10 protein-coding genes are annotated in these 14,528 nt (G+C 48.1%); 6 read left to right on the forward strand and 4 right to left on the reverse strand.

Features of this window, described 5'->3' with window-relative positions:
• Nucleotides 1-217 precede the first annotated feature (217 nt).
• Together ACFTRD_RS21785 and ACFTRD_RS21790 are read left to right on the forward strand one after the other, a co-directional pair.
• Nucleotides 218-811, forward strand: coding sequence for an ANTAR domain-containing response regulator (locus ACFTRD_RS21785; protein WP_379383678.1), 594 nt, complete (start codon nt 218-220; stop codon nt 809-811).
• 18 nt (nt 812-829) lie between these two features.
• On the forward strand, nt 830-1,906 hold the full coding sequence (locus ACFTRD_RS21790) for an anthranilate phosphoribosyltransferase (protein WP_379383680.1): 1,077 nt from the start codon (nt 830-832) through the stop codon (nt 1,904-1,906).
• A gap of 45 nt (nt 1,907-1,951) precedes the next feature.
• Here ACFTRD_RS21790 and ACFTRD_RS21795 read toward each other — a convergent pair whose 3' ends face one another.
• Together ACFTRD_RS21795 and ACFTRD_RS21800 are read right to left on the reverse strand one after the other, a co-directional pair.
• Nucleotides 1,952-2,500 (reverse strand): acyl-CoA thioesterase, encoded by a 549-nt coding sequence (locus ACFTRD_RS21795; RefSeq protein WP_379383682.1) that lies wholly within the window; start codon nt 2,498-2,500, stop codon nt 1,952-1,954.
• A 172-nt stretch (nt 2,501-2,672) separates the two neighbouring features.
• Complete coding sequence (locus ACFTRD_RS21800) at nt 2,673-3,296, reverse strand: acetate uptake transporter (RefSeq protein ID WP_062322933.1); 624 nt, start codon at nt 3,294-3,296, stop codon at nt 2,673-2,675.
• A gap of 469 nt (nt 3,297-3,765) precedes the next feature.
• Here ACFTRD_RS21800 and ACFTRD_RS21805 point away from each other — a divergent pair, with 469 nt between their 5' ends.
• Both ACFTRD_RS21805 and ACFTRD_RS21810 read left to right on the forward strand, forming a co-directional pair.
• Nucleotides 3,766-8,961, forward strand: coding sequence for a rhamnogalacturonan lyase family protein (locus ACFTRD_RS21805; protein WP_379383685.1), 5,196 nt, complete (start codon nt 3,766-3,768; stop codon nt 8,959-8,961).
• Between the two features lie 347 nt (nt 8,962-9,308).
• On the forward strand, nt 9,309-9,485 hold the full coding sequence (locus ACFTRD_RS21810) for an aspartyl-phosphate phosphatase Spo0E family protein (protein WP_192271765.1): 177 nt from the start codon (nt 9,309-9,311) through the stop codon (nt 9,483-9,485).
• Nucleotides 9,486-9,661: 176 nt separating this feature from the next.
• Here the strand turns inward: ACFTRD_RS21810 and ACFTRD_RS21815 are convergent, their stop codons facing one another.
• On the reverse strand, nt 9,662-10,591 hold the full coding sequence (locus tag ACFTRD_RS21815; protein WP_379383687.1) for a response regulator: 930 nt from the start codon (nt 10,589-10,591) through the stop codon (nt 9,662-9,664).
• Between the two features lie 529 nt (nt 10,592-11,120).
• Between ACFTRD_RS21815 and ACFTRD_RS21820 the strand changes: the two genes are divergently transcribed.
• Entirely contained in the window at nt 11,121-12,539 is a 1,419-nt protein-coding gene (locus tag ACFTRD_RS21820) for an alanine/glycine:cation symporter family protein (RefSeq protein ID WP_192271762.1), read from the forward strand.
• 153 nt (nt 12,540-12,692) lie between these two features.
• Here the strand turns inward: ACFTRD_RS21820 and ACFTRD_RS21825 are convergent, their stop codons facing one another.
• A complete protein-coding gene (locus ACFTRD_RS21825) occupies nt 12,693-13,532 on the reverse strand; it encodes a methyl-accepting chemotaxis protein (RefSeq protein WP_379383690.1) in 840 nt (279 codons plus the stop codon).
• Nucleotides 13,533-13,819: 287 nt separating this feature from the next.
• Here ACFTRD_RS21825 and ACFTRD_RS21830 point away from each other — a divergent pair, with 287 nt between their 5' ends.
• On the forward strand, nt 13,820-14,512 hold the full coding sequence (locus ACFTRD_RS21830) for a Crp/Fnr family transcriptional regulator (RefSeq protein ID WP_192271758.1): 693 nt from the start codon (nt 13,820-13,822) through the stop codon (nt 14,510-14,512).
• Nucleotides 14,513-14,528 lie beyond the last annotated feature (16 nt).

Here is a 14,528-nt window from a genome sequence, read left to right on the forward strand (position 1 = left end):
TAACATAAAAAAGTATTTGAAATTTAAAGTTAATTATGTTTACATGTGTTTATCGACATTATGAGCGAACGACATAGATTCACTTCAACAATGGATGTCATCAAATACAGATTTGTTTATTTTGTGAGGTAATGTGACATAAGTGCGGGGCAGAGAACAGACAATGCTCCCCTTTTATCTGAGTATGCCAAATGTAATAGGGAGGGATTGATCCATCATGCGATCTTTATTGGTCATCCGTGTTCAGCCAACACTATCTGCCTCGATTGATGCAATCCCTCTGACACCGGAGAAACTACTGGGAGCGAATGGGTATCATGTGCAGGTGACAGACAGTGAGACGGAGGCGCTGAAGTTGGCTGGCGGAGCTGACGCATCCATCCTTCATTTGTCTCTGGCAGACATGGAATATTGGGGGCAATCTCTGGGAAAGGGGAAGTCGGACACGCCACTGCTCTGGTGGTGTGCCCCGGATACGGCCTCTTCTTCGGCAGAATCTTGCGAGGTGGAGACGTCCTTTGACGGAATACTCACCCCCTCCATGAGCGGGCCGGAGATTCACTGGACCCTTCATTTTGCAGCCAAGCGTTATATGGAACGCAAGCAGTGGGAGCAGGAGCGCAAGCAGCTGCAATCCAGGCTGGAGGACCGGAAATGGATTGATATGGCCAAAGCAATCCTGTGTGATCTGAAGCAGATTTCCGAATCGGAGGCCTATGACTTGCTGCGCAAGAAAGCGATGGATGAACGTAAACGGATGGTGGATGTGGCAACAGCCATTGTGAAGGCGCATCAACTGCTCCAGTCTTAATGGGAAGGAGTTTTTTTTGTGGATATGTCCGAGATACTCAGGGAAGTCGGGCGAGGGAAACGAGGCTCGCGTGATCTGCATTATGCGGAGGCACTGGCTGTAGCAGAAAAAATTCTCAGACAGGAGGTATCGCCTGCCCAGACGGCTGCCTTTCTTATGGCTGAGCGAATGAAGATGGAAAATGTCGAAGAGCTTGAAGCGTTTGTTCATGCTTGCCAGAACCATGCGGAGCGTCTGTCCATATTTCGGGACGGACTGGATTGTGCTGGCCCGTATGATGGACGCACCAAGTCCTTTATGGCCACATTTCCGACTGCGTTTGTGCTCGCTGCTGCAGGCCTTCCGGTGACATTGCATGGAAGTGAACCTCTGCCACCGAAGTGGGGAGTTACGTTATCGGTTTTGTTAAGAAAAGCGGGGATTAATACATGGGAGATGGATCGTGAAGATGCCAGAAGTGCTGCCCTGCGTACCGGAGTGATGTATGTTTCATCCGAGGAGTGGTGCGCCCCTCTCCGGCAACTCCGTCCTTTGCGGGAAGAGCTTGGATTTCGTACAGTTCTGAACACGGCGGAGAAACTGATTAATTTTAACCAATCGCCATATTTGGTTTTTGGTGTATTTCATAATACGTTTCTGGATCGGATTTCCAAGCTGCTCACCCGTTTCCAGTATCGTCGTGCTTATGTTGTACAGGGGATGGAGGGTTCGGAAGACCTGTATATCGATCGGCCAACTCGGGTCTATGCCGTGGAACAGGGCGAAATGAGGCTTGAATTGGTAGACCCGGCCGCCTATGACCTGGATATTCCTGCACCGGAGCTGGTGTGGACGGCAGCCAAACAGCTTGAAGTAGGTGAAGCCGTGTTAAGCGGGAATGGGCATATCGCTTTTGTGAACCAGGTTCTGTTGAATGGCGGATTCCGTCTATATGCGACGGGGCGTGTCAATTCGATAGAAGAAGGTATCTATACATGCCAGGGGTTGCTGGAGAGCGGCGCTGCCTATCGCATCTATCAACAGTGGTGTGTCGCCATGGGCGGCGAACTGCCGGATAGCAGAGCAATATCCACATTTCCGGCATCGTCCAGATAAGCATGTTGAATGACCCCTGGATTTGTGAAGCTGGAGTGATTTCTCTTATTCCCAAGGGTAGGTAACGGTAAGGAAGTCGGCAAATTTTTTGCTTTCTTCCCGCCGTTGTTTCCGCATGGCAGCCCGGGCTGGAGCTGTCTCGTATAATTTCTTCTCTTCTTCCGTCTCCGGAATGATGCGGGGTACGATGAGTTTACGGTTATTTTCGTCCAAAGCGACAAAGGTGAGGAATGCGGTCGCCGCAATCTTCTTTTCCCCGGTCTTGAGGTCTTCACGGATCACCTTCACAAAAATCTCCATTGAGCTTCGTCCCGTCCAGGAAGCAAAGGATTCCAACGTCACCGAATCTGTCGGGTTAATCGGATACAGGAAATCGACTGAATCGGTTGAAGCTGTGACGGTATTTACCCTGCACAACTTGGATGCTGTAATGGACGCGATGTCATCGATGTAGGACATGAGTTTTCCGCCAAATAACGTGTTATGATTGTTGACATCAGTAGGGAACACTCTTGCCGTCTTGAAACAACGTGTCTCCCGCATGTATTTTTTCTCTATTTGGTCAAACTCTGTAGGTTTAGGTATCTCTCTCATCCACTTTTTCCTCCTGACAGTATGGCTAATGCACTCTGAAAGATTGCCGGGTCCATCGTCTCTATATGTTAGTTCTAGTATAGGTGTCCGTCAAATGGATATTCAATTGAAGGCATAATTCAAAAAAAACCGCCTGGCGCGGACCGGCGCGCGGGCGGTTTGATGCTGTATATTAAGCCTTGGGTCTGAAAATGCCGGACGGCTTGCCGATCGGCAAGAACGTGTAGCCAAAATGAGCATTCAGTACAGAAGCGCCTGTGCCGTACAAGGACACGATTCCAATTCCCATTTCAGCATATGCTGCGATGGTATGGAAGATATGAGGAGCTACGCCGAAAGCGTCAAAGGTCAGACCAAGGAACAGGAAGTCGATGAGAATGAATATGATGAGCAGCACTTTGTTGGCTTCCACGGCACCCAGTGTCATAAACAGGGTGAACACAAGATATCCGGCAAAAGCAAATCCGAGCTGCTTGCCATCTGCTTGTTCTGCCAGAGTGGAGCCGAACACGCCCATTTTGATCAGCCAGTTGGCGCCCATGGCGAACCAGAAGAATGCGTATGCGCCGAAGGCAGTTGTGCCGAACGTATTGTTGCGTTTGGAATCCTGAATGCATGCGAACAACTGGGCAAAGGCACCCAGGAAGATTGCCCAAGGAATGGCATAGCTAAGGCCGTCTGTAATGCCAAGCTTTTGGGAGGAAGCGACCAGAGTGACGATGGCCAACCCAAATAATCCCATCGCGCTGGGATCGGCGTTTATGATTTTGACTTTAGTCTGTGAATCGGTTTGCATGGTGTTGATGAGCCTCCAAATAATCAAATCAGGATGATCGGTTAGAACCGAATCGTCCTCTATACTTCGTAATTCGTATCCGCCTGGTCCGGACACACACATCGCCCTATTGTACCTGAATGACCCTCGTATGAAAAGGGATTTTATTACCTTTTGAACTGTCATCCGATCCCTTGTGAGACTTGTGTTAGAGATCACGAACGAAGAAATCGGTATTTTGGTGGAAAAAGACGGAAATTTACATGTTCATTCCCTGGAAGAAGGGATAGTATCGAGGGGAAATGAAAACCTTTGCCTCAAAGTTTACTAATGTGAAGCGTTAAAGAGCTTGAAAACTAAAATTAAAGAGGTGAGCAATTAATCAAAAAGTAGATCTTTTAAAACAACAAAATGCAAGCGCTTACTTAAAGATTGTACCATCGTTCTGCCTATAATCATTCCATGATGAGAAACGAAAGGATGGGTGTTCATGATCGCGAAGACGCGGCGAGTTGGCTTGGTTTTGCTTCTATGGGTATTTACGATTTCCAGTCTGGGCTGGGGTACGATGTTTGGCACGCCAACCGCAAGTGCAGCCGTATCGGATGGGGAAGCATCCGGCGGGGGCACTTATAAATATGACTTTGGCTCAGGAGCTGTTGCGAATGAATATACAGGTGTGGACGGTACGTCTGCCTATTCGGTGGAACAGGGGTATGGCTTCACGGATTTGTCCAAGGTAATGGTTCAGGATCGGGGTACAAGTGATCCGGTGAAATCGGATTTTGCCAAAATTACCGATGGGGGCGGATTTAAGGTAGACCTGCCAAACGGTGATTATACTGTCTCCCTGGTCGCTGGCGACAGTGCAGGCAACACAGATATAGCCATCAAGGTGGAGAGCATGAACAAGGTTCAGCCGAACACCAAGGCAGCGGGTGAGTATCTGGAGATGAGTTTTGATATCGCTCTGGTGAATGGGCAGATGAACTTTGAATTTTCCGGAACGGCTGCGAATATCAATGCACTGGTAATCACCAAACAGCAGGAACGCGAAGCAGGTAACAAGCCTGCGGTGTACCTTGCGGGTGACTCCACGATGCAAACGTACAATCCGTATTGGGAGCCCCAAGCCGGTTGGGGGCAGATGTTCCCGTCCTTCTTCAGTGACGCCGTGGAAATTAAGAACCATTCCATCGGTGGACGCAGCTCCAAATCCTTTATATTCGAAGGGCGATTGGATGAGATTCTGCGCCTCATTCGTCCGGGAGATTATCTGTTCGTGCAGTTCGGACATAATGATGCAACGATCAGTGTTCCAGACCGCTATGCTTCACCCGCCGATTACAAAAACTATCTGAAAACCTACATAGACGGTGTGCAGCAGCGGGGAGCTACCCCAGTCTTGGTAACCCCAATGGGTCGCAGGGACTTTAACGCAGACACAGGAAAGTTCAATGTGTCCTTCCCTGAATATGTGCAGGCGATGAAAGAAGTAGCTTCGGAGAAAAATGTGAAGCTGATCGATCTAAGCGCACTAAGCATTGCGTACTATGATTCCATTGGGCCGGAAGCGACGTTGTCTGTCTTCCTCCATGTCTCACCGGGTATCTATCAGGCGTTCCCGAACGGGGCAACAGATAATACCCACTTCCAGGAATATGGGGCCATTCAGATTGCCCGTCTGGTTGCAGGCGCTGTTCGTGAACTGGATCTGCCATTATCGGAAGTGGTCCAGGATGCTGAGGTGCCGGCTGAGCTGCCAGCCAAACCCGCCGGATTGAAGGCGGGCAGCATTAGCAACGCTGGAGCGGTATTGAAATGGACGGCGGATGATACCGCAGACATCTACAAAGTGTACCGTAAGCTTTCAACAGAGCCGGAGTCTGCCTACAAGCTGGCAGGAACGGCAACTATATCTACTTTAACACTAACCGGTTTGGTGGAAGGCAAGTCGTACACGGTTCGAGTAACCGCTGTGAATGGCCGCGGAGAATCCGAACCTTCGGATGAGGTCAGCTTCACCACCAAATCGGCAACGTATCGATATGATTTTGGCCCGGTAGGATCTCCGGTTGCTGAAGGGTATACGGAAGTCAATCGGAATACGCTGTATACGCCTGAGCGGGGTTATGGATTAACGTCTTCCGCCAATATGGCAGATCGGGATCGTGGCAGCGCGACGGATCATCTGCGTCGTGACTTCGTCATTTATTTTAACGGTTCATATGAATTCAAAGTGGATCTGCCGAATGGTACCTATTCGGTCAAGACGTACACGGGGGACTGGATTGGATCAGCAAAAACCAACATTAACATCGAAGGCAAAGATTATGGAACGGTATCTTCCGGTGCCCAGAATATTGCCGAAAAAGTGATCAACCAGATTAGCGTTCAGGATGGGCAGATGAATCTGGTCTTCAGTGGGGCTACGGCGCATCTCAACGGACTTGAGATTACACCTGTATTGGTGGCCCCTTCCAATCTGAAACTGGATGGCCTCAATCTGGAGAGTGATCCGATCACTGCTGCATTGTCATGGGACGCTGTCGCGGATGATGTACAGTATAAGGTGTACCGTCAGTCAACTGGAGCAGCCAAGGCTGAGTTGCTGGCAACCACGGATACAACAACCTATACCGATAACAAGGTCGACCTGGGCATGGATTATGTATACACGGTAACGGCTGCGGATCGTACAGGTACTGAATCGGTATCCTCCAATGCATTGCCTGTATCGACGATTGATTCATCTGTAGACAAGGCAGAGGTCCCTTCAGGTCTGTCGTTACAAAGCATCAACAAAAATGACGTTTCCTTCAGCTGGACGGAAGCAGCAGGTGCGCGTGCATATCAAATCTATCGCGCTGTAAAGCAAGATGGGCCGTATGATCTAATCGCTCGCACCAAGGAGACGGCATACACAGACTCCACCATTCTCAGCACCATTCCTTATTTTTATAAAGTGGCGTCTGTGAATGCGGGTGGGGTATCCGAACTGTCGGTGGTACTCGAAACACCTGTAGCAACAACGCTGAATCGTGAAATGGAATATCTGGACCGTGCTCCGGTCGCTGTAAAAACAGAAAACGGCAACTATATCGGCTGGCGCATGCTGGGTCTGGATGCGGAGACGATTGCTTTCAATCTGTATCGGGATGGTGTGAAGCTTAACGATGAACCGATAACGGGAAGCACCAACTTTACGGATGCCGAAGGCACGGATACTTCCAAATACCGTGTCATGACAGTAGAAAACGGCGTTGAAAAAGCGGCAACGAAGGAATTCGGCGTTTGGCAGGAGCAATACCTGTCTGTACCTCTGCAAAAGCCTGCCGATGCATATACGAAAGACGGACAGCCGTATTCGTATTATGCGGGTGATGCCAGCGTAGGCGATGTTGATGGTGACGGTGAATATGAAATTATTCTGATGTGGTCGCCAAATAACGGCAAGGATAATTCTCAATCCGGATACACAGGCATTGTATACATGGATGCTTACAAGCTGGATGGAACAAGACTGTGGCGCATCAATATGGGGCCAAATATCCGTGCGGGAGCGCACTACTCCCCGTTCCTGGTTTATGATTTCGACGGTGACGGCAGAGCGGAACTGATGATGCGTACTGCGGATGGCACTGTCGATGGGCAAGGGAAGGTCATTGGTGACGCGAATGCAGATCACCGGAACAGTTCGGGCTACGTTCTGCTTGGTGATGAATTCCTGACTGTGTTCGATGGTGAAACCGGGGCTGCGCTGGATACGGTGGAATATGATCCACCACGTGGAGATGTAGCTTCATGGGGCGATGGTTATGGAAACCGGGTGGACCGTTTCCTGGCAGCGGTGGCGTATCTGGACGGCGAACATCCGAGTGCCATGTTCAGCCGTGGATATTACACCCGCACCGTGCTGGCCTCCTACAATTTCCGCGATGGCAAGTTGAGCAAAGTATGGCGCTTCGACTCCAATGATGAAGGCTATGGCGAGTATGCAGGCCAAGGAAACCATAATCTCTCGGTTGCAGATGTGGATGGGGACGGCAAGGATGAGATTACATTTGGCGCAATGGCTATTGATGATGATGGCAAACCGCTCTACAATACGAAACTTGGGCATGGCGATGCGATGCATCTGAGTGATCTGGACCCGACTCGTCCGGGACTGGAAGTGTTCGACGTACACGAACACAAAGATTCACAGTACGGTATGGAAATGCGTGATGCAGCTACCGGTGAGATTCTCTGGGGTGTATTCACAGGTATCGATACCGGACGCGGCATGGCTGCTGATATTGATCCGAATTATCCGGGGGCGGAAGTGTGGGCAGCCACAATTACGAATGAACAGCACATTCCGATCACCGGGCTCTACAGTGCTCAGGGCGAACTAATCTCGACGAAGATTCCATCGTCCACCAACTTCGGCATCTGGTGGGACGGAGACCTGCTACGTGAACTGCAGGACGGCATTCGTGTCGACAAATGGGATGCCCAGAACCAAACGACGGTTAATCTGCTGACGGCAACAGGTGCGGCTTCGAACAATGGTACCAAAGCCAACCCGAGCTTGCAGGCCGATCTGTTTGGCGACTGGCGTGAAGAAGTGATGTGGCGCAGCCAGGACAGCTCGGAATTACGCATTTATACGACGACAGATGAGACGGATGCGCGTATTCGCACGTTGATGCATGATCCGGTTTACCGCCTTGGGGTAGCTTGGCAAAATGTAGCCTATAACCAGCCGCCACATACCGGCTTCCATCTGGGAGTAGGCATGGAGCAGCCAGCGGCACCGAATATTCGTTATGTAGGTGCTCCGCAAGAAATGGAAGATACAACTCCTCCGGTCATTACCGGAATGCCTGCGGAACAGATGAGTGAAGAGAATATATTCAAAGTTGGTGTGAAGGCAGAAGATCCGGAGTCCGGAATCACTCTTCTGGAATTGACTTGGGATGGTGAGGCTGTAGAGCAGGGTGATGAAATTACGTTGACGGGATTGGTCGGCAAACACACATTTACAGCTCGGGCAGTGAATGGCGCGGGACTCATCACCGAGCTTTCCATGGAAGTGACAGTCATTGCCGCAGACCAAGCCACAGGTGTACCCGGTGTACCTGTGTTGTCCGACAATGCGGGCTATAGCTCTGGTTTAACGGACGGAACCTACACCGTGACGATGAATATGTGGTGGGGGAATAATGCTACCGCATACAAATTGTATGAGAATGGTGAACTGATCGATACGCAGAAGCTTACAGCTTCTACCCCTTCTGCCCAAAAGGCATTCACGGATATTTCGGGACGGGCGGATGGTACGTATGTGTATACTTGCGAACTGATCAATTCAAAGGGAACAACCGAATGCTCTCCACATACTGTAACCGTTCGTGATGCTGCGCCAGCAAAACCGGTGCTCTCTCATGACAACTGGGATGGAGATGGAAACTACACCATTACGATGAATATGTGGTGGGGCACGAATGCCACCTCCTATCGTCTGTATGAGAACGGTCAAGAAATCGACAGCCAGCCGCTGACGGCTGCATCCCCGAATGCACAGACGGCAACAGCGGTGGTTGCAGACCGCGCACCAGGCGAGTATGAATACCATGTAGAATGGATTAACGCGAGTGGATCGGTTACAAGTGATGTGATTAAGGTGAAGGTCACCCGTTAAAAAAAGTTTAACCCTCAGCACCTCTCTATTGAATATAGGATGCCCTCTTGGGAGGCTCCTGTAGGATAGAGGGGTGTTTTTTGTTTTTTCAACATACACAATAATGTCACAATCGGTTGATGATGAAGCCAGTCCATTGAAATTCCTGCTATAAAATCACATTTGAACCCTAAATAAGGCGATTTCAAGCCATTTTCGGAATGTCTAATATTTTTAAAAACATAGCGACTTTCAACTTATGGAGAAGAAACCATAAAATCCATGCCAACTATGCCAAATGTTAATCCAACTATAGATTGACAGGAAAACCTAAAATGTAACACAGAAATAAGGAGGTATTAAGGGCGATGGTTATGAGTATGGAATTGAAAAGTCAAATCGAAAATGCTAGACATAACCTTCATATGTTGGTAGAGCATAACGAGGGTGGTTTTGGACATCCTGATGTGCTAAAACAGTCCATGGCACTGGATGAACTGATCAATGAGTACAATCGAATGAACCGAAGCAAGCAGACCATTTGAATATCAACCTTACTTTGGACTATATAGATGAGCATGAAAAAACAAGTGGGCATGAAAATAGCTGGAACAGACGCAGTAGGTGTAGCTGTGTGCTGTGTCATTCCAGTTGAATCATGCCCGCTTTTTCTATAGTACTGCATATTGCCGCATTCAATGAGGAGCATCGAGACTTTACACTAATGCAGCAACCGTTTGGCCTCCAGATATAAGACCTGAACGAACTTTTTCGTGTTAATCCGTGTCTGGGACAGGGAGGGTTCCACATTGTTTTGCAATTCCAGCATCTTTTTGCGAATCTCGGTAAAATCAAAGAACTTTGACGCATAATTTTCGAACTTCGGATGTGTATAATCCGTCAGTCCCAGAGACACAACATGGCTTAGGGTCTGGAAAATGGCTCTCCGGACACGCTGTTCCGATGCCTTAATCTCCTTGGTCACTTCAGCCGGGGAAACATCTCTGCCCAGTTTGCGTATCGCTACATTTTGGAAAATATCCTTCAGTGAAGGGAACATGTACGGAGACAGCTTATGGTCCTCCGTCTCGACTTGCTCCAGATATTCCAGCATGTCCAGCAGATCCCTGCTGCCTGCTTCTCCGATCATGCCCATCTCGGACAGCAGGAAATGCCCTGCTGTGGTAATCGTTTTGTCTGGAGCTTGTGACGCAGCGCGTTCGGGAGATTGCAGCTTGGCCAACCCCTGCAGCGTCCGCTGAATATCTGCAATGGATTGCTGCATGCGAAGGCGTTCTTCCACCAGACGCAGAACAGACAGGATCTCCAGTCGATTAACCGGCTTCGTAATGTAATATTCGATGCCTAGCGAATAGGCTTCGCCAATCATATTTTTCGATTCAATCTGGGAAATCATTACGATCTTGCCTTCGAACCTTCCCCCAAGCGCGCGTACAGTTTCAATACCGTCCCGCTGTGGCATGAGCAGATCAATCAGCAGGACATCGACCTTGTGCAACTCCAGCAATTCGGCGTGGATATGTGCTCCGTCCTCCGCTTCCCCAGCAATGTCACCCAGCCCTTCATCCTCTATCAGATCCATCAACATGGAACGAACCCCTGGATCATCATCCACGATAAAATAACGCATGTCGTAACTCCTTTCTCCGCAAATGATGCGATTAATCAATGTATGGTGAAGAAACGGTCTGTACCGCCTCAGAATCAATTTGTGTGATTGTGCCTTCCATATTCCGTTCGTTACCTCTATGAATCTAATCTTGCCTCTCTACATGTACACTCTTATCATACTTGGTTGCGTATCCTGGTGTGAAGACCCGTTCCAACTTTAGATATATCCCAATATAAGTTGAATATTATGTCAGGTAAAGTGACAGTGAATGGATAAACGTTGCTAATTTATAAAAAAATTAAACTATTCCATGTAGGTATTTGTCGGTTTTCGTAGATGACCCTGTAGTATAAGTAACATCTATAAGTTTGGATTCGAAGTTATGCGAAATGGTACAAACGTTACACTTAACCCCATCGTATTTAGCGTGAAGCGGTTGTTTGGGCGACAGAAATGCATGCTTTATGCAGTAGTATGAGATTTATCCGCTCAGTCATACGGCTGGGACACTTTTTTAACGATACACCAACGAAAAGGGGCATTGCTGATGGAGCAAACAATACAAGATATTGTCGTCGTTTTCAACGATTTTCTGTGGTCCAAGCTATTAATTATTTTGTTGGTCGTATGCGGAGTGTACTTTACCACCAAGACCCGGTTCATGCAATTCCGGATGATTGGAGATATGGTCAAAGTGCTTGCGGAGCCAAGAAGTAAGGAGCCTGGCAAAATTTCGCCGTTTCAGGCATTCTGTATCAGTATGGCAGCCCGTGTAGGCACCGGGAATATCACCGGTATAGCGCTAGCAATCGCTTTGGGCGGACCGGGGGCAGTGTTCTGGATGTGGATCATTGCGATTATTGGTTCGGCCTCCAGTTTTGTGGAAAGCACGCTTGCTCAAATTTATAAGGTTAAGGACAATGGTGGATTCCGCGGGGGTCCGGCATATTATATGGAGCGGGGACTGGGCAAACGTTGGATGGGGATCTTGTTCGCGATTCTCATTACATTGTCGTTCGGTTTGGTCTTTAATGCAGTGCAGTCCAATACCATCACCGTAGCTTTCAAAAATTCTTTCGGTGTTGATCGATTGACAGTCGGCATCATTATGGCGGTTGTATTTGCAGGAATTATTATGGGCGGTGTGAAACGGATTGCCAAAGCATCCGAATACATTGTCGTCGTTCTTGCGGTGTTATACATCGGTGTGGCTGCATTTGTTGTATTGGCTAACATCACTCAGGTTCCAGCAATGATTGCCCTGATTGTGAAAAATGCTTTTGGTATTGAACAGGTTGCGGGGGGTACACTGGGAGCCGCACTGATGAATGGTGTCAAGCGTGGGCTGTTCTCCAACGAGGCAGGTATGGGCAGTGCCCCGAATGCAGCGGCAACGGCGGATACAACTCATCCGGTCAAACAAGGGCTTATTCAAGCATTTGGCGTGTTGACGGATACCTTGGTCATCTGTACGAGTACAGCTATGATTATTTTGTTGTCAGGCGTGTACAAAGGTTCGAATTTGGGTGGGATTGAATTGACCCAGGCGGCATTAAGTGTGCATATCGGCTCATGGGCATCCGGATTCTTGGCAGTCATGGTATTTCTGTTTGCCTTCAGTACGCTCATCGGGAATTATTACTATGGAGAGACAAATATTGAATTTATCAAGTCCAATAAAATTTGGCTGTGGGTATATCGTATCTGCGTCATCGCGATGGTGTTGTTCGGTGCTATAGCCAAGGTGCAGTTGGTATGGGATCTGGCTGATCTGTTTATGGGGCTGATGGTGGTAGTGAACCTGATTGCCATCCTGATGTTGTCCAAAGTGACATTCGAAGCGCTCAAGGATTATAGGAAACAAAAGGCCGAGGGGCGTGACCCCATCTTTACACGGGATCGTATTCACATTCCGGGTGAAGTGGAGTGTTGGGAATCCGAGGCTGAGGTTACAGGGACCAAGTAGAATGAATTCGTGAAATACACCACGATAAAGGCAACTCAAACAGGACCTGGAATTTCCTTAATGGAAGTTCCGGAGTCCTGTTTGTTACATATGAGGAAATAAGATTCAAGCATTATCCACCCAAACGAGTTCCATCCCTGAGAGATATTTCTCCTACTGGTTCACAGAGTAACTAATGAGTTGCTCGGACAGAGCTTTCATGCGTTCACCCGTTTCATTCAGCTTCTCGATCACATCCGTGAAGGATGATACGAGTGTAGCTTGCTCCTGTGAAGAGGCTGCAATCTGGGAGACTTCAACTTCCATCTGTTTAATAACTTCTTGTACATCTTTCAAGCTAATATCAATATCACTGGTAGCCTGTTTGGCATCGACCGAAAGTTTGCGCACTTCTGTTGCTACGACGCCAAAACCTGCGCCCGCTTCACCTACACGCGCAGCTTCAATAGCGGCATTAAGTCCAAGAAGATTGGTTTGTTCAGAGATTTCACGAATGAATCCGGCCACTTTGTTAATCTGGGAAGAGTTCTGTACCGCTAGACGTGTGTTCTCCAGAATTTGTTCGCTGGTGGCTTGCAATTCCTCGGCATGAGCAGCGACGTGTTGGACCATATCGACCAGAGTTCCATTAATGGTTCGATTCTCTTGTATAATAGCTTCAAGCTGATTTTGATTCGATTGATCGTACGATACGCAGAAGATGGCGACAACCTGATGATTGTCATCCAAAATCGGAATGTTGAGGACATCCAGCTCAATACCGTAGAATTCAGCTGGCAAGTGGGTCAGAGTGGCTTCGCGTCCATTCGTGAGCGCGGTGAAGTTTTTATATCCGTCCAAAAGAGGATCGCCTTCGTTGAATCCGAGATTGAATTTATCGGTGGAGACGGAATACAATACCTTTTCGTGATCATACACGGTCAAACTGGCTGGTTCTCTAAGAATCAGCCGGATATAAGGCATCACTTTCAAAAGGGCTTCTACAATATTCATGGTAGGTCGAACCATCCTTTCACTTATCTAAATTAGGTTAAATTTGGAGACGAACATCATGCTTTATCTTTCATCGGATAAGATTACGCTATCCTGTACTCCTTTTTAAATAAAATATTGTCATTTTAAAGTCTGAATTTAAAAGTAATTTCTATTTAAACTGATTTATTGGATATAAGTTCTAGTTGTAACTATTTTTATATCAAGATATTTGTACGGGTGTATATGGTTTATGGGACATATGTCCATTTGTATATGCAGAATCACACATGGGGGGTTAATCCGGGATGAGAGAGATCATGGACTTTGGATTGCTGCGCCAACTTGCTCGAGAGCATGGCCTGGATCAGGTGCTGGACGAGCCTGCGCTTGCTGAATTAAGACTGCTGGAAGCCTCCAAGGGAGAGATTATATGTGCCAAAGGTGAACGTCCCGAACGATTGTATTTTCTCGTTCAGGGTAAGCTCAAGATTTATACGACACTGCCGAATGGCAAATCTCTGTTACTGCGTTTCAGTACGCCGCCTGCGTTGATAGGAGACCTGGAGCTGGTTAATGGCAAGGAAGCCAAAAATACAGTGGAATCCGTTAACAGGAGCCTGTTGCTCGGTGTGAGTTATCGTTATCTCAGAAATACATATGCAGAAAATCCGAAGTTTCTCCATTTTATGCTCAGCCATGTGACCCACAAGTTATATACCTTCTCCAATTTGTCGAGTCTCAATCTGCTATACCCGGTCGAGAGTCGTTTCGCGAGCTATTTGCTGTCCACGATGGAACAGGGGGAGCAGATTACGGAAGAAATCCAGACCTCCAAGCTGACAGAGCTGGCAGATATGCTGGGTACAAGCTACAGGCACCTAAACCGGGTCATTCATGACCTCTGTGACCGCGAGATCATTCGCAAAGAGCGACGAAAGCTCGTCATCTGCAATCTGGAGCAGCTGCGTGAAATTGCGGGAGGCAATATGTACGAATAAATAGGGAAGATGGCAG

The organism is Paenibacillus sp. NPDC056933 (assembly GCF_042674385.1).
GTDB lineage: Bacteria > Bacillota > Bacilli > Paenibacillales > Paenibacillaceae > Paenibacillus.

What these genes read in the sequence shown, in the direction of transcription:
- ACFTRD_RS21820 (WP_192271762.1), top strand. Translation starts at nt 11,121, where the DNA reads ATGGAGCAAACAATACAAGATATTGTCGTCGTTTTCAACGATTTTCTG.
- ACFTRD_RS21825 (WP_379383690.1), bottom strand. Translation starts at nt 13,532, where the DNA reads ATGAATATTGTAGAAGCCCTTTTGAAAGTGATGCCTTATATCCGGCTG.
- ACFTRD_RS21805 (WP_379383685.1), top strand. Translation starts at nt 3,766, where the DNA reads ATGATCGCGAAGACGCGGCGAGTTGGCTTGGTTTTGCTTCTATGGGTA.
- ACFTRD_RS21810 (WP_192271765.1), top strand. Translation starts at nt 9,309, where the DNA reads ATGGTTATGAGTATGGAATTGAAAAGTCAAATCGAAAATGCTAGACAT.
- ACFTRD_RS21785 (WP_379383678.1), top strand. Translation starts at nt 218, where the DNA reads ATGCGATCTTTATTGGTCATCCGTGTTCAGCCAACACTATCTGCCTCG.
- ACFTRD_RS21800 (WP_062322933.1), bottom strand. Translation starts at nt 3,296, where the DNA reads ATGCAAACCGATTCACAGACTAAAGTCAAAATCATAAACGCCGATCCC.
- ACFTRD_RS21815 (WP_379383687.1), bottom strand. Translation starts at nt 10,591, where the DNA reads ATGCGTTATTTTATCGTGGATGATGATCCAGGGGTTCGTTCCATGTTG.
- ACFTRD_RS21830 (WP_192271758.1), top strand. Translation starts at nt 13,820, where the DNA reads ATGAGAGAGATCATGGACTTTGGATTGCTGCGCCAACTTGCTCGAGAG.
- ACFTRD_RS21795 (WP_379383682.1), bottom strand. Translation starts at nt 2,500, where the DNA reads ATGAGAGAGATACCTAAACCTACAGAGTTTGACCAAATAGAGAAAAAA.